This window comes from Phocaeicola faecium, from assembly GCF_014837055.1.
Classification (GTDB): Bacteria; Bacteroidota; Bacteroidia; order Bacteroidales; family Bacteroidaceae; genus Phocaeicola; species Phocaeicola gallinarum.
The window spans coordinates 1-23,608 of sequence record NZ_JACSPQ010000010.1 but is presented as its reverse complement, the minus strand read 5'-3'; the positions used below and the strand labels follow the sequence as shown (position 1 = coordinate 23,608).

Sequence of the window (23,608 nt, the reverse complement as noted above, 5' to 3'; positions counted from 1 at the left end):
AAAAAAAATGAAGACACTAACCAAATTCTTTTTAGGAGCCTGCGTCTTGGCTTCGGTTTCCTGCGCGCAAGTACAGGAGGAACAACTTGTCTCGACCTACGGTACACCGTACCATTGGGAGAAAGGTACTATTGTAGTCGATACTCCGGAACGTCCGGAAGGTCAGCAATCGGTATTGGGACTTACCGCCCCGAAAATGGAAGTCGTTCGAGTAGGCTTTGTAGGCTTGGGCATGAGAGGCCCCGGTGCCGTAGAACGTTTTACGTACATTCCGGGTACACACATCGTTGCGCTTTGCGACCATGAAAAAGACCGTGCTGAAAACTGCCAGAAATACTTGCAGAAAGCAGGGTTGCCCAAAGCTGCTATCTACGATGGAGCTGAAGGCTACAAAGCGCTTTGCGAACGCGATGATATCGACTTGGTATACATTGCCGCCGACTGGATTCACCACTTCCCCATTGCCAAATATGCATTGGAACACGGAAAACATGTGGCTATCGAGGTTCCGTCGGCTATGAACTTGCAGCAATGCTGGGAGCTTATCGACCTCAGCGAAAAGACTCGCAAGCATTGTATGATTCTGGAAAACTGCTGCTACGACTGGTTTGAAATGAATACGCTGAACATGGCACAGCAGGGAGTATTCGGCGAGGTTATCCGCGCACAAGGTGCATACATCCATAACTTGGATGACTTCTGGGATTATTACTGGAAGGATGGAGAACAAGACAAATTGGGATGGCGCTTGCGTTACAACATGGAGCATCGCGGCGATGTATACGCCACTCACGGCTTAGGCCCGGTAGCTCAAGCACTGAATATCCACCGCGGCGACCGCATGACCACACTGGTAGCTATGGATACCAAATCTGTTCATGGAAAGGAATTGGTAGAAAAAGCGACAGGAGAACCTTGCGACACTTTCAGAAACGGCGACCACACCACTACGTTAATCCGTACTCAGCTGGGTAAGGTTATCGAAATCCAACACAATGTTATGAACCCGCAGCCTTACAACCGTTTGTACCAACTGACCGGAACAAAAGGTTTTGCAAACAAATATCCGATTGAAGGATATGCGTTAAGCTCTGAACAGTTGCAAGAGTCTGGTGTAGAACCTAAGGTAGACGACTTGAGTTCACATTCTTTCTTACCGCAAGAAGAAAAAATACAGTTGGAAAAACAATACCAGCATCCTATCCTGAAAAAATACGGCGAAATGGCTAAAGAGGTAGGCGGACACGGAGGTATGGACTTTATCATGGACGCTCGTTTGGTTTACTGTCTGCAAAACGGACTTCCGCTGGATATGGATGTATACGATTTGGCTGAATGGTGTAGCTTGGCTGAATTAGGAAGTATCTCAATGGATAACGGATGCGCTCCGATTGCCTTCCCCGACTTTACTCGCGGTCACTGGAACGACGTAAAAGGTTACAAACATGCTTTCGCGACTCCGGAAGAAGAGGCTGAAACGATGAAGAAAGCCGAAGCTGCTACGCTGAAACTGAAAGAGCAGGGAGCTAAAGACTGGGGCACTGACAAATAAAATCATAACCACTCCCTAACGAAGAGAGGCGACCGATGCGCAATGCTATCAGCCGCCTCTCTTTATATTTAATAATGTAATCTTTCGTCCGAATTACAAGAACAGATTAGATAGACAATTCATTCAGTACATTTACCAGCTCACGGTCAATCGGCTTATCGTTCTTGATAGCTTTTGTAAACGGAACATAAACAATCTGGTCGTTTTCAATACCAATCATTACGTTACGTTGACCTTCCATCAGCGCTTCAATGCTGGCTACACCCATACGGCTGGCAATGATACGGTCGTGAGCCGTAGGACGTCCGCCACGCTGCAAGTGTCCTAAAATGGTTACACGCACGTCGTACTGCGGATATTCATTCTTCACACGTTCGGCATAATGCATGGCACCACCCGTGATTTCGCTTTCGGCAACCAAAACGATAGAGCTGTTCTTCGATTTACGGAAACCGTTGTTGATAAATTCTTCCAACTGGTCTACCTCTGTATTAAACTCCGGAATGATGGCAGCTTCTGCTCCTGCTGCGATAGCTCCGTTCAGTGCAAGGAAACCGGCATCGCGTCCCATCACTTCCACAAAGAACAAACGCTCGTGTGAAGTAGCCGTATCACGGATTTTATCTACTGCGTCAAGAATGGTATTCAGCGCCGTGTCATAACCAATCGTGGTATCCGTTCCATATAAATCGTTGTCGATAGTACCCGGCAAACCGATACACGGAACATCAAATTCCTGTGCAAGCAGTCTTGCTCCCGTCAGCGAACCGTCTCCACCGATAACAATCAGTGCGTCGATGCCTTCACGTTGCATCGTTTCATAAGCAATCTTACGTCCTTCAGGAGTTTTGAATTCCTGACAACGGGCTGTTTTCAATATCGTACCTCCCAACTGTATAATGTTGCTTACGTTTTGCGTTTTGAATTCTTGGATTTCGCCGGTAATCAATCCTTTATAACCTCTATAAATACCTTTTACCTGCAATCCATTATAGATAGCCGAACGTGTTACGGCACGAATAGCAGCATTCATACCCGGAGCATCACCACCGGAAGTCAAGATACCGATACATTTAATAGTTCCCATACGTTTATATTATGTTGTTAGTTAGATTTCTTACTCCTGCAAAGGTAGTAAATCTGTTGCGATAACGATGTTAAAATTCTGTGTTTTTTTGTAGCGTTATTCGTTCATTATTACTTTTTTGCAGGCTTCCATCAACCATTTCGGCGTTGAAGTGGCTCCGCATATTCCGATAGAAAGAGCGTCTTTCAGCAAATTCTTGTCTATTTCTTCCGGACGGTCTATCTGATACGAGTTGGGATTTACCTTCTTACATTCCTGAAAAAGTATTTTCCCGTTCGAACTTTTATGCCCGCAAACAAAAAATATCAAGTCGTGCGAAGCGGCAAACTCGCGGATATTAGGCATACGGTTTGCCACTTGCCTGCATATCGTGTCGTAATATTGAAAGGAAGCATCTGCCGAAATGTGGCTTTCGATGTACGCCACTAACTTGCGGAACTCGTCGAGCGACTTGGTGGTTTGCGAATACAGCCGGATATCTTTCGAGAAGTCCAGCTTCTCGACCTCCTCTAACCTCTCGATAACGACAGCCCGCCCGTTGGTCTGCCCTACCAGTCCCAATACTTCGGCATGTCCTTTTTTCCCGTAGATAACAATTTGCTTCTCGCGGTCGGTGGGTGTCGTGTCGTATTCCTGCTTGATGCGTTTTTGCAGCCGAAGCACTACCGGACACGTGGCGTCGATAATCTCGATGTTGTTTTTTTGCGCCAGCTCGTAAGTCTGAGGCGGTTCGCCATGAGCGCGGAGCAATACTTTCACGTTTTTCAAACGGGCAAACATCTCGTGGTCAATGGTGATAAGCCCCATCTTTTTCAGCCGCTCACATTCCTGACCGTTATGCACGATATCTCCCAAGCAGTAGAGCGGTTCACCCTTAGCCAGCTCCTCTTCCGCCTTGCGGATGGCGGTTGTCACCCCGAAACAGAAGCCCGACCCTTCGTCTATTTCTACGTTATACATGTACAGCCTTATCAAATTGACGTTTCAACCATTCTTTCTGTTCGGCAATGGTCATATTGCTATTATCCAACAAAACAGCATCGTCTGCCTTACGCAGCGGACTCACTTCGCGGTTTTGGTCGATGCGGTCTCGTTCCTCTACGTTATGCAAGATTTCTTCGAACGAAGCCTCCTCGCCCTTTGCTTTCAGCTCGTCGTACCGGCGACGGGCGCGTATTTCGGCAGAAGCGGTTACAAATATTTTCAGTTCGGCATCCGGAAAAACCACCGTGCCGATGTCTCTGCCGTCCATCACGATGCCTTTGTCTTTGCCCATCTCCTGTTGCTGGCGAACCAACGCTTCGCGCACGAATCCCAATGTGGCCACCGGACTGACACGTGAAGATACCTCCATCGTACGGATGCGGTTTTCTACATCTACCCCGTTCAGATACGTTACGGGGCGTTGCGTTTCGGCATCCAAACGGAACGAAATGTGTATATCCTGCATTTGTGTCTTCAGTTCTTCTTCACGGATGGTTCCGTCGGCGTTAAACAGATTATGTTCGATACAATACAGCGTAACGGCGCGATACATTGCTCCGGTGTCGATATAGATATATCCAACTTCTCTGGCAAGGTCTTTCGCCATCGTGCTTTTCCCGCACGATGAAAATCCGTCTATGGCTATGATTATCTTTTTCATATTTACTCTTTAATTCTGTTAATGACAAATGCGGAACAAAGATAAATAAAAGTTTCAAAAGCCGTCAATATTAGGCCGTTTTCTTTACCGCATGTGTTCATCAACACTACCGCATAAACCTGTTCACACTACCGCATGTGTTTACTAACGCTACGGCTTGTGTTTCAAGCCGGTTTCATCGGCATAAGAATAAGCGTTCCACGCAATTTATTTGCCCAAACATTTACCGCTGTAACATTATATATGTATCTTTGCGCACAATTTTCAAAAGACATGCAAAACGATAACAAAACAATCATTGAAATAAACAACGTATCTAAGTTTTTTGGTGACAAAACAGCTTTAGACCACATCAATCTTTCCATCCGCAAAGGGGAGTTTGTAACGATATTGGGGCCGTCGGGATGTGGAAAAACAACGTTGTTGCGACTGATTGCCGGATTTCAAACCGCATCGGAAGGGAACATCTGTATCAGCGGAAAAGAAATAACCCAAACGCCTCCCCACAGGCGGCCGGTCAATACGGTCTTTCAAAAATATGCCTTGTTCCCTCATCTGAACGTGTACGACAACATTGCTTTCGGGCTGAAACTGAAAAAGATGCCCAAGCAAGACATGACGCGCAAGGTGAAAGCTGCATTGAAAATGGTGGGAATGACGGACTACGAGTATCGCGATGTGGACTCGCTTTCGGGCGGACAGCAGCAACGGGTGGCGATAGCGCGTGCCATCGTCAACGAGCCAGAGGTGTTACTGCTCGACGAACCGCTGGCTGCGCTCGACCTCAAGATGCGGAAAGACATGCAGATGGAGCTGAAAGAGATGCACAAACGGCTGGGAATCACCTTTGTTTATGTCACCCACGACCAAGAGGAAGCGCTTACGCTGAGCGACACCATCGTAGTAATGAGCGAAGGAAAAATACAACAAATCGGTACGCCTACCGATATTTACAACGAGCCTATCAATGCATTTGTAGCAGATTTTATCGGCGAAAGCAACATCCTGAACGGTACAATGGTGAAAGACAAGCTGGTTAGGTTCTGCGGACAAGAGTTTGAGTGTGTCGATGAAGGTTTCGGCGAGAACGCTCCGGTGGATGTGGTTATCCGCCCGGAAGATTTATACATATTCCCCGTATCAGACCGGGCACAACTGCGCGGCGTGGTACAGTCGTGCATCTTCAAGGGTGTTCATTACGAAATGGCAGTGATGTGTGCCGACTATGAGATTATCGTTCAAGATTATCATGCGTTCGAGGTGGGCAGCGAAGTGGGACTGCTCGTCAAGCCGTTCGATATCCATATTATGAAGAAAGAGCGTACTTGCAATGTGTTCGAAGGAAAAGTAAAAGACGCCACCCACGTAGAATTCTTGGGATGTGAATTTGAATGTGCTCCCATACCGTCTGAAAAGATTCCGGAAAACGGACAACCGGTGCGCATAGAGGTAGACTTCGACAAGGTTATCCTGCAAGACGATGCCGAAGACGGAATGTTGACGGGCGAAGTGAAGTTTATCCTTTACAAGGGGAATCATTATCACCTGACCGTGCTATCAGACTGGGATGAAAACGTTTTTGTTGACACGAACGATGTGTGGGACGATTCCGACCGTGTGGGTATCACCATCCGCCCCCAAGACATCCGTGTTATTGTATAACCCTGTTGCCTGCTTTTATTAAAGAAATGAACAAACTGCAACTATTTTTCGCGTCGCGTAAAAGTTGGACGCTGCCTTACCTGATATTTTCAGTGATATTTGTAATCATCCCGCTGCTGCTGATTGTGGTTTACGCCTTTACCGACGATGGCGGACACCTTACGCTGGACAACTTCCGTAAGTTCTTCGACCATCCCGAAGCCATGAACACCTTTATTTATTCCATCGGCATCGCCATCCTTACCACCATCGGGTGCATCCTCTTGGGGTATCCCGCCGCTTGGATTCTGAGCCGGAGCAAATCAAGCTACTCGAAAACCATCATCATGCTGTTCATCCTCCCCATGTGGGTAAACATACTGGTGCGTACGCTTGCCACGGTAGCTCTGTTCGATTTCTTCCAACTGCCGCTGGGCGAAGGCGCTTTGATATTCGGAATGATCTATAACTTCATTCCTTTCATGATTTATCCGATATACAATACATTACAGAAAATGGACAGCAGCTACATCGAAGCGGCACAAGACTTGGGGGCAAACTCTTATCAGGTATTCTGGAAAGTAGTCTTCCCGCTCTCCATGCCGGGCATCGTGAGCGGAATCATGATGGTGTTCATGCCTACCATCTCTACCTTTGCCATCGCCGAACTGCTTACGATGAATAACATCAAGCTGTTTGGTACTACGATTCAGGAGAACATCAACAACAGTTTGTGGAACTACGGCGCGGCGCTGTCGCTGATTATGTTATTCCTGATAGCCGCCACTTCGCTCTTCAGTTCCGATGAGAAATCAGAAACAGAGAAAGGAGGCGGACTATGGTAAAACGAATCCTTATGCAGACCTACCTATGGGTGTTGCTGTTACTGCTTTATGCCCCGATAGCTATCATCATCATCTATTCGTTTACCGAATCGAAAGTATTGGGTAACTGGACGGGATTCTCGCTGAAACTTTACGGCTCGCTCTTAAATACCAATGCCCATCATTCGCTCATGAATGCGTGTATCAACACCGTGGCGATTGCTGTTATCGCGGCAACGGTCTCTACCCTTTTGGGCAGCATCGCAGCAATAGGCATCTTCAACCTGAAAGCACGAAACCGTAAAGCAATGGGGTTTGTCAATACCATTCCTATTCTGAACGGAGACATTATTACGGGTATTTCGCTGTTCCTGCTGTTCGTTTCGTTAGGAATCACTCAGGGATTTACTACCGTCGTATTGGCACATATTACGTTTTGTACGCCTTACGTGGTATTGAGTGTGCTTCCCCGACTGAAACAGATGAATCCGAACTTATATGAAGCGGCACTCGACTTGGGAGCTACGCCCATGCAGGCGTTATGGAAAGTTATCATCCCCGAAATCCGTCCGGGAATGATAAGCGGGTTTATTCTGGCGTTGACTATCTCTATCGACGATTTCGCCGTAACGGTATTTACCATCGGAAATCAGGGATTGGAAACCCTCTCTACCTACATCTATGCTGATGCCCGCAAGGGAGGACTGACTCCCGAACTGCGTCCGCTGTCTGCCATTATCTTTATCGTGATATTGGTTACCCTTATCGTGCTTAACCTGCGGACTGATAAGAAGAAACAACTTCAATCACAGAAAACGAAATGAAAAAGCTGAATCTTATCCTCGTAACATTACTTGCCTGTATCGGATTTTCGAGTTGTTATAATGCCGCCGAAAAGCGGGAGAATATACTTAAAATCTATAACTGGGCAGATTACATCGGCGAAGGTGTACTGGAAGATTTCCAACAGTATTACAAGGAACAGACCGGAAAAGACATACGAATCGTGTATCAAACCTTTGATATCAACGAAATCATGCTTACCAAGATAGAAAAGGGACACGAAGACTTTGATGTGGTATGCCCCTCGGAATATATCATCGAACGTATGCTGCATAAGGGGTTGCTGTTGCCTATCGACACGGTATTTGCCCACTCTCCCAATTATATGAACAACGTTGCCCCGTTTATCCGCGAGCAGATTGACAAGCTGACGGCAGACGGCGACTTGCCTGCCAGCCGGTATGCCGTTTGTTACATGTGGGGAACGGCAGGCATCCTTTACAATAAGAAATTTGTCAAAGAAAAGGAGTTGGCGTCATGGGGATGTTTGTGGGACAAACGCTTTTCTGGAAAAATTCTGATGAAAGATGCTTACCGCGATTCTTACGGAACGGCATTGCTGTATGCGCACCGGCAGGAGTTGAAGGACGGAAGCAAGACGGTATCTGAGCTGATGAACGACTACTCGCCTGCGGCTATGGACTCGGTGGAAAAGTATCTGAAGCTGCTGAAACCGAATGTGGCGGGTTGGGAAGCCGATTTCGGCAAGGAAATGATGACCAAAGGAAAGGCGTGGCTGAACATGACGTGGAGCGGAGATGCGCAGTGGGCCATCGAGGAGGCACAGGCAGTAGGCGTTGACTTGGCTTATACCGTGCCGGAGGAAGGCAGTAACGTTTGGTACGACGGTTGGGTAATCCCCCGGTACGCCCGTAACAAAGAGGCGGCAAGTTACTTCATCAATTTCCTTTGCCGTCCCGACATTGCTCTGCGCAATATGGAAGAAAACGGATACGTCAGTTCGATAGCCGCCCCCGAAATTCTGGAGGCTTGTACCGACTCTACGCTGACCGGGTATGTGGATGCGAGCTATTTTTTCGGCGATACGGCGAAACACGTAAAACTGCGTAATACGCAATATCCCGACCGCTCCGTTATTGCCCGCTGCGCCATGATTCGAGATTTCGGCGAACATACGGCACAGGTGCTTGAAATTTGGTCGCGCGTAAAAGGAGACAATCTGAACAGCGGCATCGTAGTCCTGATACTTGTAGTGGTGGGAGGTTTGAGCCTCTGGCAAATTCACCGTCGGTGGACGGCGTACAAACGCAAACGATTGCAACACCGCAAGCGCCGGCGCGTTATCAGAAGGTAAAAAAACGGGATGAAACATGAATACGCATAACCGCCTTGTTTCAAGCCTTTTACCTCTTAGCCGTAAACGTCAAAAACACTAACGGTAGAACCGGTCAGTCTTCCGAATAGAATCGGTCAACACTACCGCATGGAATGCCCCACGCTACCGTTAGCGTTTTTCAGGATATATCGGCTGACTATTTCCCCTTCTTTTTTTCGTAAGGAAAGAAAGTATAAATAAGGTCAATGTTTTCTTTTTTACCGGAAACTTTTTACATTTGTAACTCAATCAATTAAAGATAAGAGACAATGAAAATAGGAGATAAAGTCCGCTTTTTAAGCGAAGTAGGAGGCGGCGTAGTGAAAGGCTTTCAGGGAAAAGACATTGCGCTGGTAGAAGATGAAGACGGATTCGAAATACCCATGCTCATACGCGAATGTGTCGTGATAGAAACAGACGATTACAATATCCCGCTGAAAACGACATCGAAACCGGTGCAGGTGGCTCCCGAAACGGAAGAAGAGGAAGAAGATGACAAACCCATCACTTACCGTGCGCCTGAGATTCGGGGAAATGACGTGCTGAATGTCTTTCTGGCTTACGTTCCGCAAGACGCTAAAGCAATATCCATCACAGCCTTTGATGCTTACCTGATAAACGACAGCAATTATTTTATTGATTTTCTGTATCTGGCGGCAGAAGGGAAAAACTGGACATTGCGCAGCCGGGGCACGGTAAAGCCGAACATGAAAATGCACCTCGAAGAGTTTGAAAAGGCTAACCTGAACGAAATGGAGCGCGTAGCAGTCCAATTAGTGGCTTATAAAGACGACCGCAGTTTCCAGCTCAAGCCGGCTGTAAGCCAAGAAATACGCATCGACACGGTGAAGTTTTATAAACTGCACACTTTCCAGCCTTCCGATTTCTTCAATGAACCGGCGTTAATTTACGACATCGTAAAAGACGACGAAAGCCCGAAACAGGTGTTTGTCTCGGCTGAAGACATTAAAGAAGCGCTGTTGCAGAAAAGCGTACCTGCCGCTCCCCGGAAACAGCCTCAGCCGAAAGCAATGAAAAACGACATCGTAGAGGTAGATTTACATATCAATGAGCTGTTAGACGATACCACCGGAATGGGAAACGCCGAAATGCTCAACTACCAGTTGGATGTATTCCGCAAAACGCTCGACGAATATAAAAACCGCAAGGGACAGCGGATTGTGTTCATCCACGGAAAGGGCGACGGCGTATTGCGACGGGCTATTTTAGATGAACTGAAACGCAAATATAAAACTTACCAAAGTCAAGACGCTTCGTTCCGCGAATATGGTTTCGGAGCGACAATGGTTACTATTCACTAAACCTATGGGAACACTGAAAGAAATGTTGGCGAACGACCGCTTTGCGGTTAACGCCGGAGTAGAATTGCTGGAAATCCAGCCGGGATATGCGAAAGCACGTATGCTCATCACGCAAAACCACCTGAACGCAGGAGGCGTATGTCAGGGCGGAGCTTTGTTTACGTTAGCCGATTTAGCTTTTGCCGCTGTGGCAAACAGCCATCAGAAACTGACACTTTCCTTGAATGCCAACATTACTTTCTTGCGCCCGGCGCGCGAAGGGTATGTTTACGCCGAGGCATTCGAAACATTCAATCATGCCCGCGCTCCGTTTATCGAAGTGAGAATCGTAGATGAAGAACAGCTTTTGGTTGCCGTACTGACCAGTACAGGCTATCGGAAGAGTGAAGAATTGGACGTTGATTCATTGGAATAACGGAAATTAGGGCGACCGAAAAATGAGAGAAGCCCCTACACACCGCTTTGTTTACAGACGGGTGTGCAGGGGCTTTTCATATCACCATTGTCATGCTGGTAAAACCGGCGCAATTCAATAAAAGGCGTAACCTAACACCCCACAAATCACAATCAGCATTATCGGGTTAACCTTATAGCGGTAAGAAGCGATGAAAACCCCGATGAAGAGCAAAGAACTGATAACAATCTGATACGTATCCGTTCCGAAATTCTCTCCGTTCATCAATACCAAAGCAGCGGCGGCAAGCAAGCCTACCACGCCGGGGCGCAGTCCGCGAAACACGGCCTCTACCGCCGGATGTTTCTGAAACTTCAGGAAGAAACGGCTGATTACAATCATCAAAATAAAAGACGGGAGCACGACCGACAAGGTTGTGATGACAGACCCGATAACACCTACTGCATGAGAATATCCGGCATTCACAACAGCCGTGTATCCCACATAAGTAGCCGAATTGATACCGATAGGCCCCGGAGTCATTTGGCTGAGCGCAACGATATCTGTAAATTCGGATGTGGAAAGCCACCCGTAACGGGTTACCACTTCGCCCTGAATCATAGAAAGCATGGCGTATCCTCCGCCAAAACCAAAAAGTCCGATTTTAAAAAACGTATAAAATAATTGTAAAAACAGTATCATTGCTTTTCTTCTCCTTTCTTAGCTTTTTGTTTTTTCTCATACACCCCATACAGGTAACCTCCCAATCCGGAAAGAATGATTACGTAGATAGGCGAAAATCCCAACAACCAGATAAACAAGGCAGAAACAACCGGAATCCAAATGTTGTAGCGGCTGATGCGTGCCGACTTTGCCATTTTAAAAGTAGGAGCGGCTATCAGTGCCACCACGGCAGGACGAATCCCTTTAAAGATACGCTCAACCGTATCCAAATGTTGGAGTTGACGAAAGAAGAGGGCAATGAGCAACATAATGACAAACGAAGGAAGCACTGTTCCCAGTGCCATCCAGAAAGCTCCCCAAAATCCACGTATCTTATAACCGATGAAAATGGCGATATTGACAGCAAATATCCCCGGAACAGTTTGCGCCAAAGCCATTAAATCGAGAAAATCTTCTTTGCTAATCCATTTCCGCTTGTCGACAAGGTCTGCCTCTATCAGTGGAACCATTGCATATCCTCCACCGATGGTAAACAACCCGATGCGGCTGAAGATTAGAAACGATTTGATGTAAAAATTCATAAGTCAGTTCGTGTTGTATGATTAATATCCTGTTTCATATATACGCTGGGCGGCACACCGTAAAATTTCTTGAACGCATCTGTAAAATACTTCGGGTCAGCAAACCCCACACGGTCGGCTATTTCCGCAATCGTATACCGGTGTGTTTTTAACAGATAAGCGGCTTCTTTCATACGGATATTCCGTATAAAGTCATTCGGTGCGATTCCGGTAAGAGCTTTCATCTTGTTATAGAAGCTGGTCCGACTCATATTGACAGCAGCACAAAGCGTATCTACCGTAAGGTCGTTGCCTAACTTTTCTTTAACCAAAGCCGTTACCCGCTGCATGAACTCATCATCCAACCCCGCAGAAACCGGAGGCACAGCTTCCATAGCCTCATCTTCCAAATGGTCTATCGCCTGTCTGTACCGCATCCGAATCAGGTTACGGTTTTCAAGAACCGTGTGAATGGTCGCTTCCAGCACTTTCATATCGAAAGGTTTTACGATGTATTGGTCTGCTTTTATCTCCAAGCCCTGCAATATCTGCTCACGGCTTCCCAATGCAGTCAGCAATATAACCGGTATGTGACTGGTTTCCATATTTCCCTTGATACGGCGGCATAACTCTTTTCCATCCATTACGGGCATCATCACGTCAGACAAAACCAAATCAGGCTGTTGCTTCGTTACCTCTTCAAGTGCCCGCTGCCCATTTTCAACACCAACTACCCGATATATCTCCGAAAGGTTTTGCAAAATGAAAGAGCGCAAAGCCGTGTTGTCTTCTACCACAAGTACCAATGGCGCATCGGGATGACGGGTATTGTCTACCTCCACTTCCTCTAAAAGAGAAGTGGATATCTGTCCGGTAAATACATTTTTGCTTTCTTCTTCTTGTCCCGACGGCTTATAGTGGTAATTCCGGCTATGAATCGGGAAACTGAGATAAAAACTTGTTCCCTTCTTTTCTGTACTGGTGAACGTTATTTTTCCCTCATGGTTCTTAATCTGACGATAAGTAAGCAGCATACCGATACCACATCCCGCAATCAACTGGTTTGTGGCATTCGCTCCTCTGAACAGATATTTAAACAACTTCTTTTGATTCTCTTTCGGAATGCCAATTCCTGTATCAGAGACACAAAGAAACCACCGGTTCTTATTATGCCATGCTTCAACTGTAATGCTTCCGCCTTGTGGAGTATATTTCAGAGCATTCGATAACAGATTACGGATAATCGAATCCATCTTGTTCCGGTCTATCCACACCGTCAAGTTTTCAAAGTCGCTCTTATATGCCAAGCTGATACCTATTTGTGAAGCGTATTCTTTAAAAGGATGCAAATACTTCCGCAAATAATCGTTTAATTCATGTTCAGACACGATAGTTTGTGAACTATAAACATCTTCTTTTTGAAAGTTCAGCAAATTATCGGCAAGTTCAGACAAACTTTCCGTGTTCTGAATCGCCAGCCCGATATTCGCTTTACCTTGTTCACTTAAATGCTCATTGCGCTGTATTTCGCTCAAAGGAGCTTTAATCAGAGTCAAAGGAGTACGGATATCATGCGCTGCGCTGGTAAAGAAATTGATTTTTTCTTTAGAAATTCGTCGCTCGCGCTTTATAACCTGATACCGGAACCACGCATAAGTTGCACCGATAATAAGTGCCGCATAAATCAAGAATGCCCAAAACGTTAACCAGAACGGTCGGCCGATAATAATTTGTATCGTACGTTCTTCCAGCACAAGATGGTTATCTTGCAGGATAGAACGTACTTTCAGCGTATAATTCCCCGGAGAAAGGTTGGTGTAACGTATCAATCCATCGCTTGACGGCGGTGTCCAACCATCGTAAAACCCTTCAAGTTTCCAACTGTACTGGATGTTGGAAGGATTGTCATAATTAATCGAAGAAACTTCCAGCGAGAAGGTATTTTGGTTATAACCCAATTCGATAGAAGGTGTTTCATCCAGCGGACGGACGAGAGGAGAACCTTTTACGCCGGGTATTACACTGCGATACATTATGCTAAAGTTCGAAAAGACCATCCGACTTGAAAATTTATCAGGCAGACTCACACTGTCGGGCAATACGATAGCTCCGTCATTACTGCCAAATATCAGTTTGCCATAGCTCGTACGTACGGCTGCATTGGGATTGAAATCGGCAGGCAACAACCCTTGTTCTTTCGACCAATAGGTAAATGTTTCCTCGGTTTCATTGAAAAGAGACAGTCCCAATTCTGTACCTAACATCAATCCGCCATTACGGTTCGGCAAAATACTGAAAATGTTATTCGTTTGCAAGCTACTGTTCTCGGTATGATAATGAGTGATCTCACCCGTCCGATTGTCGACCACAAACAAACCGTTGCCATAGGTTCCAAAATATGTTTTTGTATTTCCGTCAGGTTCTTCAGGGGTATAAATCGTATTAATACATCCAAAATCAATGTCAGAATGAAAAGCACGCAACTCTTTTCTCGTCTTATCGAATACATAGATTCCGTACATCGAGCCAATCCACAACGAAACGCTATCGCGCCGGGTTATCTGGTTAATAGAATACCCTATATCATATACCACTTTTTGGCGTTTCTCCGGCTCGTATGCTTTCAAACTGTACATTCCTCCGGTCCATATAATCCCCTCGTCATCCTTATAAATACTTCGAATGTATTTATCGGGCGTTTCGTTATTCTGGTCGCTTTCCTGCTGATAAAACACACTCTTCCCCGTCCGTTTGTTTATCAGATAAACGCCCGACATATATCCTCCTGCCAAAATAATGCCCGGATGGATTTCGCAAAGAGAAAAAAAGATATGGTTATCGCTATAAAAATCGTCTTTGAATGAAGAACAATAGTTCGTCCACCGGTTCGTACGCGGATTGTAACAGCTCACTCCGTTATCCGTAGCATACCATGTATCGCCTTCCGAATCTTCTATGATTCCGTTAATGCTGTTGTTTACCAACGAATTGGTATAATTAGGCGAATGTTTCACCCACTCGTAGCTCGGATATTTCTCGTTATAGACAGTAATCCCCATCGGATAAATGGCAATCCAAATCCGATCAGCATAATCAATGTAAATATCTTCGATGATGCTTCCGTTCATCTTGTTAGACTGCTTATTATCTTCCTGCAAGAAATGTCCCAGCTTACGGCGCGGAACATTAAGTTTATAAACACCATCGCCATCGGTGGCTATCAGTATTTCGTCTTTATTTTTCCGACAAGGTATAATGGCATTAACCCCGATGTCTTCCATCGTATTGCCCATGCTTACCAAGTCACGGGTCTGCGGATGATAAATAAACAGCTTATCCAAAAGCGTATTGACAACAAGCTGTCCGGAAGAAGCATGATAATAGATGTAATTAATCCGGCTGATATTCTTCAAATCAATAACCTGCACATCGCTTAACGCACCTCCTTGAAGACGAACCGCATACAGCTGATACTCGGTAGCCATGTAAAACAAATCGTCGCTTGCCTGCGTAATGCTGATTACCTTACCCGGCACAGAACGCTCAAGCCTGACACTGCGGTTTTCGCTGCAACGGTAAATGTACTGCTGATTGTCGACACAAAACCAAATATTATCCTGCTTGTCAAGATATATCGCGGTAACCGGCTTCTTCCGAGTTTCCGGAAACGAATCGCGCAAGTAAAACTTCAACTGAAACTGATTTTTCATCCGGTCGAAACAAAACGCCAACCCGTCTTTCCCTATCTCCCACAGCCTGTTCTTGCTATCGGTTTTCAGTGAATTCAGGTTGGGATAAAAATTAACCGTCCGCCCGTCTTTCTGCAAGTTATAATGGATAAACCGCTTACCGTCGTAACGGTCTACCCCTTTATGAGTCAGTATCCACATATAGCTTTGCTCTGTTTGTCTGACAGATAACACCCGCCGACTACTAAGCCCTTCGTCTGTTCCGAGATACTTAAAAATTTGAGCCTGAACAGATACGAAAGAAACTATCAAGCTAAATAACAGGATAACTATTTTTCTCATGCAAGTTCTTTCTTGATTATAATTCTCATGCAAATGTCGGAAAAAAGGACGGCTTATCAAAGTTCATCTCCTAAATAATGTGATTTTGTTTCGCTGTTTAAGTTTTATTCTTTACATTTGCCTATGGTTACAATTTGCGCCTCTGATTACAGCACATTCAAAGCCTAAGCAGAACCTGCAAAACATATACGGATGCGTTGATGAACATATACGGTAGCGTTGGGGAACATATACGGTAGCGTTTTCGGAGGCTTAAACAAGCCGGTACAGGCTTACTTGACACATACAAGATGTAGCGACTTTTATAACTTATTATCAACTACTTAACCTTAATCTATCGGTATGATAAATTATTGGAAATTTAAAATCGGGGGACTATTATTGGCAGGGGTTCTTGCCGTATCTTGTTCCAACAAAGAAATTATCATGGCAAACTATCAGGTAATACCGAAACCGTTACAAGTCTCGGAAGTGACAAACGACATGTTCCTCTTGAAAGAAGGAGTAAACATCGTATACCCGGCAGGGAATGAAAAGATGAAAAAGAATGCCGAATTTTTGGCTTCGTACGTACAAAAGCAAACGGGACTTGCATTGAATATAAAAGAAGGCGAACCGGAAAAAGGAGCCGTATGTCTTTGCTTAGGACTGGAGAACGACAATCCGGAGGCATACAAATTGACGGTTGGCGGAGAGCAAATCATAATTACAGGCGCATCGGAAGCCGGTGTCTTTTACGGCATCCAGACGTTACGCAAATCATTGCCCGTGGCACAGAATGTAGAAGTAAACCTTCCGGCGGTTGAGATAAGCGATGCTCCGCGTTTTGGTTATCGGGGGATGCATTTAGATGTATCCCGGCACTTCTTCAACATGGACGAAGTGAAAACTTACATCGACATGCTTGTGCTGCATAACATGAACCGTTTCCATTGGCACCTGACCGATGATCAGGGATGGCGCATCGAAATCAAGAAATACCCCAAACTACAGTCTGTTGCTTCTCAACGCTCTGAAACGCTGGTAGGCAGATGGGGGTCGGGCAAATACGACGGAACTCCCTACGGCGGATATTTCACACAGGAGCAAATCAAAGAAGTCATAGCTTATGCTGCCGAGCGTTATGTTACAATCATACCCGAAATAGACCTGCCGGGACACATGCAAGCTGCACTGACAGCATATCCCGAATTAGGATGTACGGGAGGACCGTATGAAGTAAGAAAAATATGGGGAATTTCGGATGATGTTTTGTGTGCAGGAAACGATTTCACCCTTCAGTTCATAAAAGATGTGTTGGCGGAAGTGGCAGACTTATTCCCGTCGGAATACATCCACATCGGAGGCGACGAATGCCCGAAAGTACGTTGGGAGAAATGTCCGAAATGTCAGGCACGCATCCGTGCGCTCGGTTTGAAATCGGACGCCCACCACACAAAAGAGCAACGCCTGCAAAGCTACATCATCAATGAAGCCGAAAAGTTCTTAAGCACAAAGGGTAAGAAAATTATCGGATGGACAGAAATATTGGAAGGCGGCTTGTCGCCCAATGCTACACTGATGTCATGGATTGGCGAAACAGGCGGAATAGAAGCTGCACGCCAGCATCATGATGTTATCATGACCCCGAATACTTATCTGTATTTCGATTATTATCAGACAAAAGATACTGAAAACGAGCCGCTTGCCATCGGCGGTTACGTGCCCATCGAAAAGGTATACAGCTACGAGCCTATCCCGTCGGTGCTGAAACCGGAAGAAGCACAATATATAAAAGGTGTTCAAGCCAACTTGTGGACAGAGTATATCGGAACGTTCAGCCAAGTGCAATACATGGTGCTTCCACGTATGGCTGCCTTGTGTGAGGTACAATGGAGCGCACCCGAACTGAAGAACTACAAAGATTTCTTGAAACGGATGCCTCAACTGACTGATATCTACGATTGCATGGGCTGGAATTATGCAAAACATATTTACGACGTAAATGTAGACATCAAGCCTATAACCGAACAGAAGGGCTTACAGGTTACGCTGTCATCGCTGGCAGATGACCCGATTTACTACACTCTTGACGGCACAGACCCGACAGAACAATCGGAGCAATACACCGAACCGTTCATGATAACATCTGCCTCGGTACTGAAAACCATGACGGTACACCCCTCACGAGGAGCAAGCCGCATTTATACCGACACGATACAGACGCATAAAGGATTCATGAAACCCATATCGCTGGTATTGCAACCCGGAAAAGAAAATCTGAAACCGGAAAAAGCTGCCGTTTTGGTTGACGGACGCAAAGGTGGCATGGGACGCGATTCCGGACGCTGGATCAGTGTACAGGGCAAGAGCCTTGAGGCTGTAATCGACTTGGAAGAACCGACAGAAGTGGGTTCGGCTACCATCCATACGTTCGTATGGCAAGGAGGCTGGATATTCGATGTCAAAGAATACACGGTGGAGGTGTCGGAAGACGGAAAGGCATACAAAAAAGTAGCTTCGAAATCTTACCCGACTATGGAACCGAGCACTGAAGAAGGCATACATACCCACACATTGACTTTCGACCCGGTGAAAACACGTTTTGTAAAAGTTACAGTAAGCGGTGAAAAATCCATGCCTGAATGGCATGAAGCAAAGGGTATCCCGGCAATGTTATACGTAGATGAAATCATTTTAAATTGACAAATATGAAAAAATTCTTATTTCCTTTATATTGCATCGTATCTGCTTGCCTCGTGAGCAGTTGTTCCGACAAACAGGCTACCGTAGAGCTGACCCCTACCCCCTTGTCATGCACCGTAGATAACGGAACATTCAATTGGAACAATGATACTTGGATAACTCTGAAAGGAAGTGGTATAGACAGTACCATCATCAACACAGCTTTTAAAAGCAGCGGACAACTGCCGGTACAGTATGCAAAAACGGTTCCGGAACGAAACATGATTCTGCTGGAGCGTGTGGAGCAGTTACCTACTGTTCATCACCCCGAAGGATACACGCTAACGGTCCGTCCCGAAACCATCAGTATACAAGCAACTTCAGACGCCGGACTGTTTTACGGCGTACAGACGTTGCTGCAACTGGCTAAAGCCGGAGGAGGAAAAGTGCAGGCGGTAACCATCGTCGACGAACCTCGGTTTGAGTACCGCGGAATCATGCTTGATGTTTCCCGCCACTTCCGGACAATAGACTTTCTGAAAAAACAAATCGACCTGCTGGCTTCTTACAAAATCAACCGTTTGCACCTACACCTGACCGACGGTGCCGGATGGCGACTGGAAATCAAGCAATATCCCCGCCTGACGGAATTTGCCGCATGGCGTAAACCGGCCACATGGAAAGCATGGTGGGAAGGAGAACGCCAATACTGTGAACAAACCGACCCGGAAGCATACGGAGGATATTACACGCAAGACCAAATACGCGAACTGTTAGAATATGCACGCCTGCGGTGTGTTACCATTATCCCTGAAATAGAAATGCCTTCTCACTCTGAAGAGGTGCTGACGGCTTACCCCGAACTGTCATGTACACACGAGCCTTACAAGCAAGGCGACTTCTGTATCGGCAATGAAAAGACATTTGAATTTCTGGAAAACGTATTGTCGGAAGTGGTAGAGTTATTCCCCTCGCAATACATCCACATAGGCGGAGACGAAGCAAGCAAAGCATCATGGAAAACTTGTCCGCTCTGTCAGGCACGCATGAAAAAAGAAGGACTCAAAGACGTAGACGAATTACAAAGCTACCTGATTCACCGAATAGAGCGTTTTTTAAACGCAAAAGGAAAAACGCTGCTGGGATGGGACGAAATCTTGCAGGGTGGAGTGGCTCCCAACGCCGCCGTAATGTCATGGCGTGGTGAAGAAGGAGGCATCAAAGCCGTGCGCGACGGACATCCCGCCATCATGACTCCGGGAGAGTATTGTTATTTCGATGCCTACCAAGATGCTCCTTATTCGCAGCCCGAAGCCATAGGAGGATATTTGCCGCTAAACAAGATGTATGGCTACGACCCCGTGCCCGACTCATTGTCACAAGAAGAAGCTAAGTTAATAAAAGGAGTACAAGGAAACCTGTTTGCAGAATATATCCCAACAGACGAACACATGGAATACATGCTCTACCCGCGTGCCATTGCTTTGGCTGAAGTAGCATGGACACAACCTGCCAACAAATCATGGGATTCTTTCCGCCAACGTATTCTGAAAATCATCCCCGAAATAAAAGCGAAAGGATACAACACTTTTGACTACAGTCAGGAAATAGGCAACCGCAAAGAAGCATTAGAACCGATAGAACATCTGGCAAAAGACAAGCCTGTCACGTTTAATATCCCCTACTGGGAAAATTACCCCGCTAACGGAGCTAAAACCTTAACCGACGGATTGCGCGGAGGATGGAACTATAACGATAAACGGTGGTTGGGCTATGTAAAAGACATGGATGTTGTAATCGATTTGGGCGAAGAAACCACACTACACTCCATCGGAGCAGACTTCATGCAAATATGCGGCCCGTATGTTTATATGCCTGCCCAAGTTATAATTTCAGTTTCGCAAGACGGAAAAGAATATAGCGAGTTAACAAAAATCGACCACAAGATAGTAAAAGACGATGCCGTATCGTTCAAAAACTTCGGGTGGACGGGAGAAACTTCTGCCCGCTACGTACGCTACCAAGCCATGCAGGGCGACATACAAGGCTCAGTTCTTTTTGTCGATGAAATCGTTGTAAAATAAAGCAGTAACCATTCGTTTAACGTATTAATGAGATTTTACCCTCAGATGTTTGGTTTTAGAAAGAAAAACCTTATATTTGCAAGATAGAGATTTATAAACCTTAATAAATTATTTATGGAAATCAAGAAATCGCCCAAAGCAGATCTGGAAAGCAAAAGAACTACCGGACTGTTAATCGGTTTTGTACTGGTTTTGGCAGCGATGTTTGTTGCTTTCGAATGGACAGAACGTGACAAAAAAATCGTAACCGACACGGGTATCACTGAGCCGATTTTTGAAGAGGAAATGATTCCTATTACGGAACAAGAAGAAAAACAACCCGAAACTCCTCCTCCACCCGAAGCCCCGAAAATGGAAGAAGTGTTGCAAATTGCCGATAACGATGCCAATGTAGAAGAATCGACAATTTCTTCCAGTGAAGAAAATAATCAAGCGGTAGAAATCAAATATGTACCGGTTGAAGTGGAAGAAGAGGAACCGGAAGAACAACAGATATTCCAAGTCGTAGAAGAAATGCCGGAGTTTCCGGGAGGTATGGCGGAATGTTTGAAATTCATCAGTAAAAACATCAAATATCCGACTATCGCACAGGAAAACGGTATTCAAGGACGTGTCATTATCCAATTTGTGGTTAATCAGGACGGCTCTATCGTTGACCCGGTGGTAATGCGTACTGTCGACCCTTATCTCGACAAAGAAGCATTACGAGTTATCCAAATGATGCCCAAATGGAAACCCGGAAAACAGCGTGGAAAACCTGTACGTGTAAAATACACTGTTCCGGTAACATTTAAATTGCAGTAAACGAGAACAGATAGGACTCTGACCTATTATCAGAGATAATTCCTATACTTCTCCATAAAAAAATGAGTAAAAGGCTTGTAAGCATCCGCATTTGAATGTTTGCAGGTCTTTTACCTTTTCACTCAAGAAGTTCTTAATACTTAATAAGATATGATACAACAAACAAGCGAACAGCTATTCAAACAAATACATAACTACATAGAAAATCTATCTTATATGCACGAACCCAAAGGTTTGTACGAACCCATAGAGTATGTTTTGTCATTAGGGGGGAAACGTCTGCGCCCCGTCTTAATGCTGTTGGCATATAATCTGTATAAGGAAGATGTAGAACAAATTTTCCCACAAGCTGCCGGAATAGAAACTTATCACAATTTCACGTTGCTGCATGACGACTTAATGGATAAAGCAGAAATGCGCAGGGGAAAACCTGTGGTTCATAAAAAATGGAACGAAAACACAGCCATCCTATCAGGAGATGCCATGCTGATACTTGCTTACCAACTCACCATGCAAGATTGCCCAACTGCATATATGCGTTCTGTAATGGAAACATTCAGCAAAACAACGCTTGAAGTATGCGAAGGACAGCAATGGGACATGGAGTTTGAAACCCGCGAAGATGTTACAATAGAAGAATACATCGAAATGATTCGTTTGAAAACTTCTGTCCTCTTAGCTGGCGCTTTAAAGATTGGGGCTATCTTAGGAGGAGCACCAGCCGAAGACGCACAATGTTTATATGACTTCGGTATCAAAATGGGATTAGCATTCCAACTACAAGATGATTATTTAGACGTGTATGGAGACCCGGCTGTTTTCGGAAAGAAAATTGGAGGTGACATCCTATGCAATAAGAAAACTTACATGCTGATAACCGCTCTGAACAGTGCGGAAGGAAACGACAAAGAGATTCTGAAATACTGGTTGGAAGCTACGGACTTCAATCCGGACGAAAAGATTGCCGCCGTTACACATATATATAATAAGGTAGGAATTGCCACTGCCTGCAAAACAGAAATCCAAAGATATTACGCTGAAGGATTGGCTCTATTAGACAAGGTTTCGGTAGAAGATTCACTCAAAGAAAACTTACGCTCATTCGTTTGTCGCTTAGTAGACCGTAAATTATAAAACCATGATAGCTTTAATAGACACACATACACACCTTTACACGGAAGAATTCGACGAAGATCGAGAACTTGCCATCATCCGTGCCAGAGAATCAGGAGTAAGCAGACTGTTTATGCCGAACATAGACGACACTACAGTTGAAGCGATGCTTTCTCTATGCGAAAACCATGACGAATGTTACCCTTTGATTGGATTACACCCCACTTCTGTAGACGAGAATTGGAAACAACGTTTAAACGTCATAAGAAAATGGTTAGACTCTGCACGCAGATTTTATGGCATCGGCGAAGTCGGGTTAGACTTGTATTGGGACAAAACTTTCCGAAAAGAACAAATGCAAGCATTGGAAACACAAATCCAATGGGCATTAGAAAAAGACTTGCCCCTGATTATCCATTGCCGTAATGCTTTCACAGATTTAATGACGGTTTTCGAACCTTACAAAGACACAAAGCTACATGGTATTTTTCATTGCTTTTCAGGAACAGAAGAAGAAGCACATAAGCTGTTGGAGTATGATGGATTTATGTTAGGCATAAACGGAGTGGTTACTTTCAAGCGAAATCTTTTGCCTGAAACCCTAAAAACCGTTCCGCTAAACCGAATCGTTTTAGAAACAGACTCCCCATACCTTGCTCCTGTTCCGTACAGAGGTAAAAGAAACGAAAGCGCTTATCTAACCAAGATAGCAGAAAAACTTGCAGAAATATACGATGTACCTACCGCAGACATTGCTTATGCTACAACGAAAAACGCTCTAAAAGTCTTCAAGAAGACAGCGAAAAACATTTAAAATTCATTAAATTTATAGGAATAATCAAAGTTTGCTAAAGTGAATGTTAGGTAAGACAAAAAAAAAGAATACATTTGTACAAGTAATCATTTGTCGTTTGCAATTTATTTATTAATTTGCATCCGATATGATGGAGAGGTGCTCGAGTGGTTGAAGAGGCACGCCTGGAAAGCGTGTATACGTCAAAAGCGTATCACGGGTTCGAATCCC

General features: G+C 45.2%; 18 protein-coding genes. 12 read left to right on the top strand and 6 right to left on the bottom strand.

Translation table 11 applies throughout. The annotated features are described in order from the left end of the window. Positions 1-7 precede the first annotated feature (7 nt). Positions 8-1,552, top strand: a complete 1,545-nt coding sequence (locus H9626_RS09405; RefSeq protein ID WP_178256544.1) for a Gfo/Idh/MocA family protein — start codon at positions 8-10, stop codon at positions 1,550-1,552. A 106-nt stretch (positions 1,553-1,658) separates the two neighbouring features. Here H9626_RS09405 and pfkA read toward each other — a convergent pair whose 3' ends face one another. The 3 genes from pfkA to cmk form a co-directional block, all read right to left on the bottom strand. Beyond that, on the bottom strand, positions 1,659-2,639 hold the full coding sequence (gene pfkA / locus H9626_RS09400) for a 6-phosphofructokinase (RefSeq protein ID WP_178256543.1): 981 nt from the start codon (positions 2,637-2,639) through the stop codon (positions 1,659-1,661). Between the two features lie 96 nt (positions 2,640-2,735). Then, positions 2,736-3,599, bottom strand: coding sequence for a 4-hydroxy-3-methylbut-2-enyl diphosphate reductase (locus tag H9626_RS09395; protein WP_191710347.1), 864 nt, complete (start codon positions 3,597-3,599; stop codon positions 2,736-2,738). Continuing rightward, positions 3,592-4,284, bottom strand: coding sequence for a (d)CMP kinase (gene cmk / locus H9626_RS09390; protein WP_191710346.1), 693 nt, complete (start codon positions 4,282-4,284; stop codon positions 3,592-3,594). Before cmk ends, H9626_RS09395 begins: the two co-directional genes overlap by 8 nt. 273 nt (positions 4,285-4,557) lie before the next feature. On the opposite strand from cmk, the gene H9626_RS09385 reads away from it, so the two are divergent. From H9626_RS09385 to H9626_RS09360, 6 genes are all read left to right on the top strand, one after another. Then, the gene (locus H9626_RS09385) at positions 4,558-5,946 is read left to right on the top strand and encodes an ABC transporter ATP-binding protein (protein ID WP_191710345.1); all 1,389 of its coding nucleotides are present in this window, start codon (positions 4,558-4,560) and stop codon (positions 5,944-5,946) included. A gap of 26 nt (positions 5,947-5,972) precedes the next feature. Further along, positions 5,973-6,770 carry an ABC transporter permease gene (locus tag H9626_RS09380; RefSeq protein WP_191710344.1) on the top strand — a complete coding sequence of 266 codons (798 nt, stop codon included), beginning with the start codon at positions 5,973-5,975 and terminating at the stop codon, positions 6,768-6,770. Next, positions 6,764-7,573: an ABC transporter permease gene (locus H9626_RS09375; RefSeq protein WP_191710343.1), complete on the top strand. Its 810-nt coding sequence runs from the start codon at positions 6,764-6,766 to the stop codon at positions 7,571-7,573. The genes H9626_RS09380 and H9626_RS09375 overlap by 7 nt, the downstream gene beginning before the upstream one ends. A gap of 5 nt (positions 7,574-7,578) precedes the next feature. Further along, positions 7,579-8,907 carry an ABC transporter substrate-binding protein gene (locus H9626_RS09370; protein WP_418833642.1) on the top strand — a complete coding sequence of 443 codons (1,329 nt, stop codon included), beginning with the start codon at positions 7,579-7,581 and terminating at the stop codon, positions 8,905-8,907. Positions 8,908-9,197: 290 nt separating this feature from the next. Beyond that, entirely contained in the window at positions 9,198-10,250 is a 1,053-nt protein-coding gene (locus H9626_RS09365) for a DUF2027 domain-containing protein (RefSeq protein ID WP_191710341.1), read from the top strand. A 4-nt stretch (positions 10,251-10,254) separates the two neighbouring features. Then, positions 10,255-10,665, top strand: a complete 411-nt coding sequence (locus H9626_RS09360) for a PaaI family thioesterase (RefSeq protein ID WP_191710340.1) — start codon at positions 10,255-10,257, stop codon at positions 10,663-10,665. A 114-nt stretch (positions 10,666-10,779) separates the two neighbouring features. Here H9626_RS09360 and H9626_RS09355 read toward each other — a convergent pair whose 3' ends face one another. The 3 genes from H9626_RS09355 to H9626_RS09345 are packed head-to-tail and all read right to left on the bottom strand — an operon-like array spanning position 10,780 to position 15,919. Further along, positions 10,780-11,343 carry a chromate transporter gene (locus H9626_RS09355; RefSeq protein ID WP_191710410.1) on the bottom strand — a complete coding sequence of 188 codons (564 nt, stop codon included), beginning with the start codon at positions 11,341-11,343 and terminating at the stop codon, positions 10,780-10,782. Then, a complete protein-coding gene (locus H9626_RS09350; protein WP_178256534.1) occupies positions 11,343-11,909 on the bottom strand; it encodes a chromate transporter in 567 nt (188 codons plus the stop codon). The genes H9626_RS09355 and H9626_RS09350 overlap by 1 nt, the downstream gene beginning before the upstream one ends. Beyond that, on the bottom strand, positions 11,906-15,919 hold the full coding sequence (locus tag H9626_RS09345) for a hybrid sensor histidine kinase/response regulator transcription factor (protein WP_191710339.1): 4,014 nt from the start codon (positions 15,917-15,919) through the stop codon (positions 11,906-11,908). Before H9626_RS09345 ends, H9626_RS09350 begins: the two co-directional genes overlap by 4 nt. A gap of 342 nt (positions 15,920-16,261) precedes the next feature. Here H9626_RS09345 and H9626_RS09340 point away from each other — a divergent pair, with 342 nt between their 5' ends. The 5 genes from H9626_RS09340 (at position 16,262) to H9626_RS09320 (ending at position 23,398) form a co-directional block, all read left to right on the top strand. Next, positions 16,262-18,604, top strand: a complete 2,343-nt coding sequence (locus tag H9626_RS09340) for a glycoside hydrolase family 20 protein (protein ID WP_178256532.1) — start codon at positions 16,262-16,264, stop codon at positions 18,602-18,604. 5 nt (positions 18,605-18,609) lie between these two features. Then, positions 18,610-20,667 carry a glycoside hydrolase family 20 protein gene (locus tag H9626_RS09335; protein ID WP_191710338.1) on the top strand — a complete coding sequence of 686 codons (2,058 nt, stop codon included), beginning with the start codon at positions 18,610-18,612 and terminating at the stop codon, positions 20,665-20,667. Between the two features lie 114 nt (positions 20,668-20,781). Next, complete coding sequence (locus tag H9626_RS09330; RefSeq protein WP_178256530.1) at positions 20,782-21,471, top strand: energy transducer TonB; 690 nt, start codon at positions 20,782-20,784, stop codon at positions 21,469-21,471. Between the two features lie 150 nt (positions 21,472-21,621). Further along, positions 21,622-22,605, top strand: coding sequence for a polyprenyl synthetase family protein (locus H9626_RS09325; protein ID WP_191710337.1), 984 nt, complete (start codon positions 21,622-21,624; stop codon positions 22,603-22,605). 4 nt (positions 22,606-22,609) lie between these two features. Further along, on the top strand, positions 22,610-23,398 hold the full coding sequence (locus H9626_RS09320; protein WP_191710336.1) for a TatD family hydrolase: 789 nt from the start codon (positions 22,610-22,612) through the stop codon (positions 23,396-23,398). The last annotated feature ends 210 nt before the right edge of the window (positions 23,399-23,608 follow it).

What these genes read in the sequence shown, in the direction of transcription:
- H9626_RS09405 (WP_178256544.1), top strand. Translation starts at nt 8, where the DNA reads ATGAAGACACTAACCAAATTCTTTTTAGGAGCCTGCGTCTTGGCTTCG.
- pfkA (WP_178256543.1), bottom strand. Translation starts at nt 2,639, where the DNA reads ATGGGAACTATTAAATGTATCGGTATCTTGACTTCCGGTGGTGATGCT.
- H9626_RS09395 (WP_191710347.1), bottom strand. Translation starts at nt 3,599, where the DNA reads ATGTATAACGTAGAAATAGACGAAGGGTCGGGCTTCTGTTTCGGGGTG.
- cmk (WP_191710346.1), bottom strand. Translation starts at nt 4,284, where the DNA reads ATGAAAAAGATAATCATAGCCATAGACGGATTTTCATCGTGCGGGAAA.
- H9626_RS09385 (WP_191710345.1), top strand. Translation starts at nt 4,558, where the DNA reads ATGCAAAACGATAACAAAACAATCATTGAAATAAACAACGTATCTAAG.
- H9626_RS09380 (WP_191710344.1), top strand. Translation starts at nt 5,973, where the DNA reads ATGAACAAACTGCAACTATTTTTCGCGTCGCGTAAAAGTTGGACGCTG.
- H9626_RS09375 (WP_191710343.1), top strand. Translation starts at nt 6,764, where the DNA reads ATGGTAAAACGAATCCTTATGCAGACCTACCTATGGGTGTTGCTGTTA.
- H9626_RS09365 (WP_191710341.1), top strand. Translation starts at nt 9,198, where the DNA reads ATGAAAATAGGAGATAAAGTCCGCTTTTTAAGCGAAGTAGGAGGCGGC.
- H9626_RS09360 (WP_191710340.1), top strand. Translation starts at nt 10,255, where the DNA reads ATGGGAACACTGAAAGAAATGTTGGCGAACGACCGCTTTGCGGTTAAC.
- H9626_RS09350 (WP_178256534.1), bottom strand. Translation starts at nt 11,909, where the DNA reads ATGAATTTTTACATCAAATCGTTTCTAATCTTCAGCCGCATCGGGTTG.
- H9626_RS09345 (WP_191710339.1), bottom strand. Translation starts at nt 15,919, where the DNA reads ATGAGAAAAATAGTTATCCTGTTATTTAGCTTGATAGTTTCTTTCGTA.
- H9626_RS09340 (WP_178256532.1), top strand. Translation starts at nt 16,262, where the DNA reads ATGATAAATTATTGGAAATTTAAAATCGGGGGACTATTATTGGCAGGG.
- H9626_RS09335 (WP_191710338.1), top strand. Translation starts at nt 18,610, where the DNA reads ATGAAAAAATTCTTATTTCCTTTATATTGCATCGTATCTGCTTGCCTC.
- H9626_RS09330 (WP_178256530.1), top strand. Translation starts at nt 20,782, where the DNA reads ATGGAAATCAAGAAATCGCCCAAAGCAGATCTGGAAAGCAAAAGAACT.
- H9626_RS09325 (WP_191710337.1), top strand. Translation starts at nt 21,622, where the DNA reads ATGATACAACAAACAAGCGAACAGCTATTCAAACAAATACATAACTAC.
- H9626_RS09320 (WP_191710336.1), top strand. Translation starts at nt 22,610, where the DNA reads ATGATAGCTTTAATAGACACACATACACACCTTTACACGGAAGAATTC.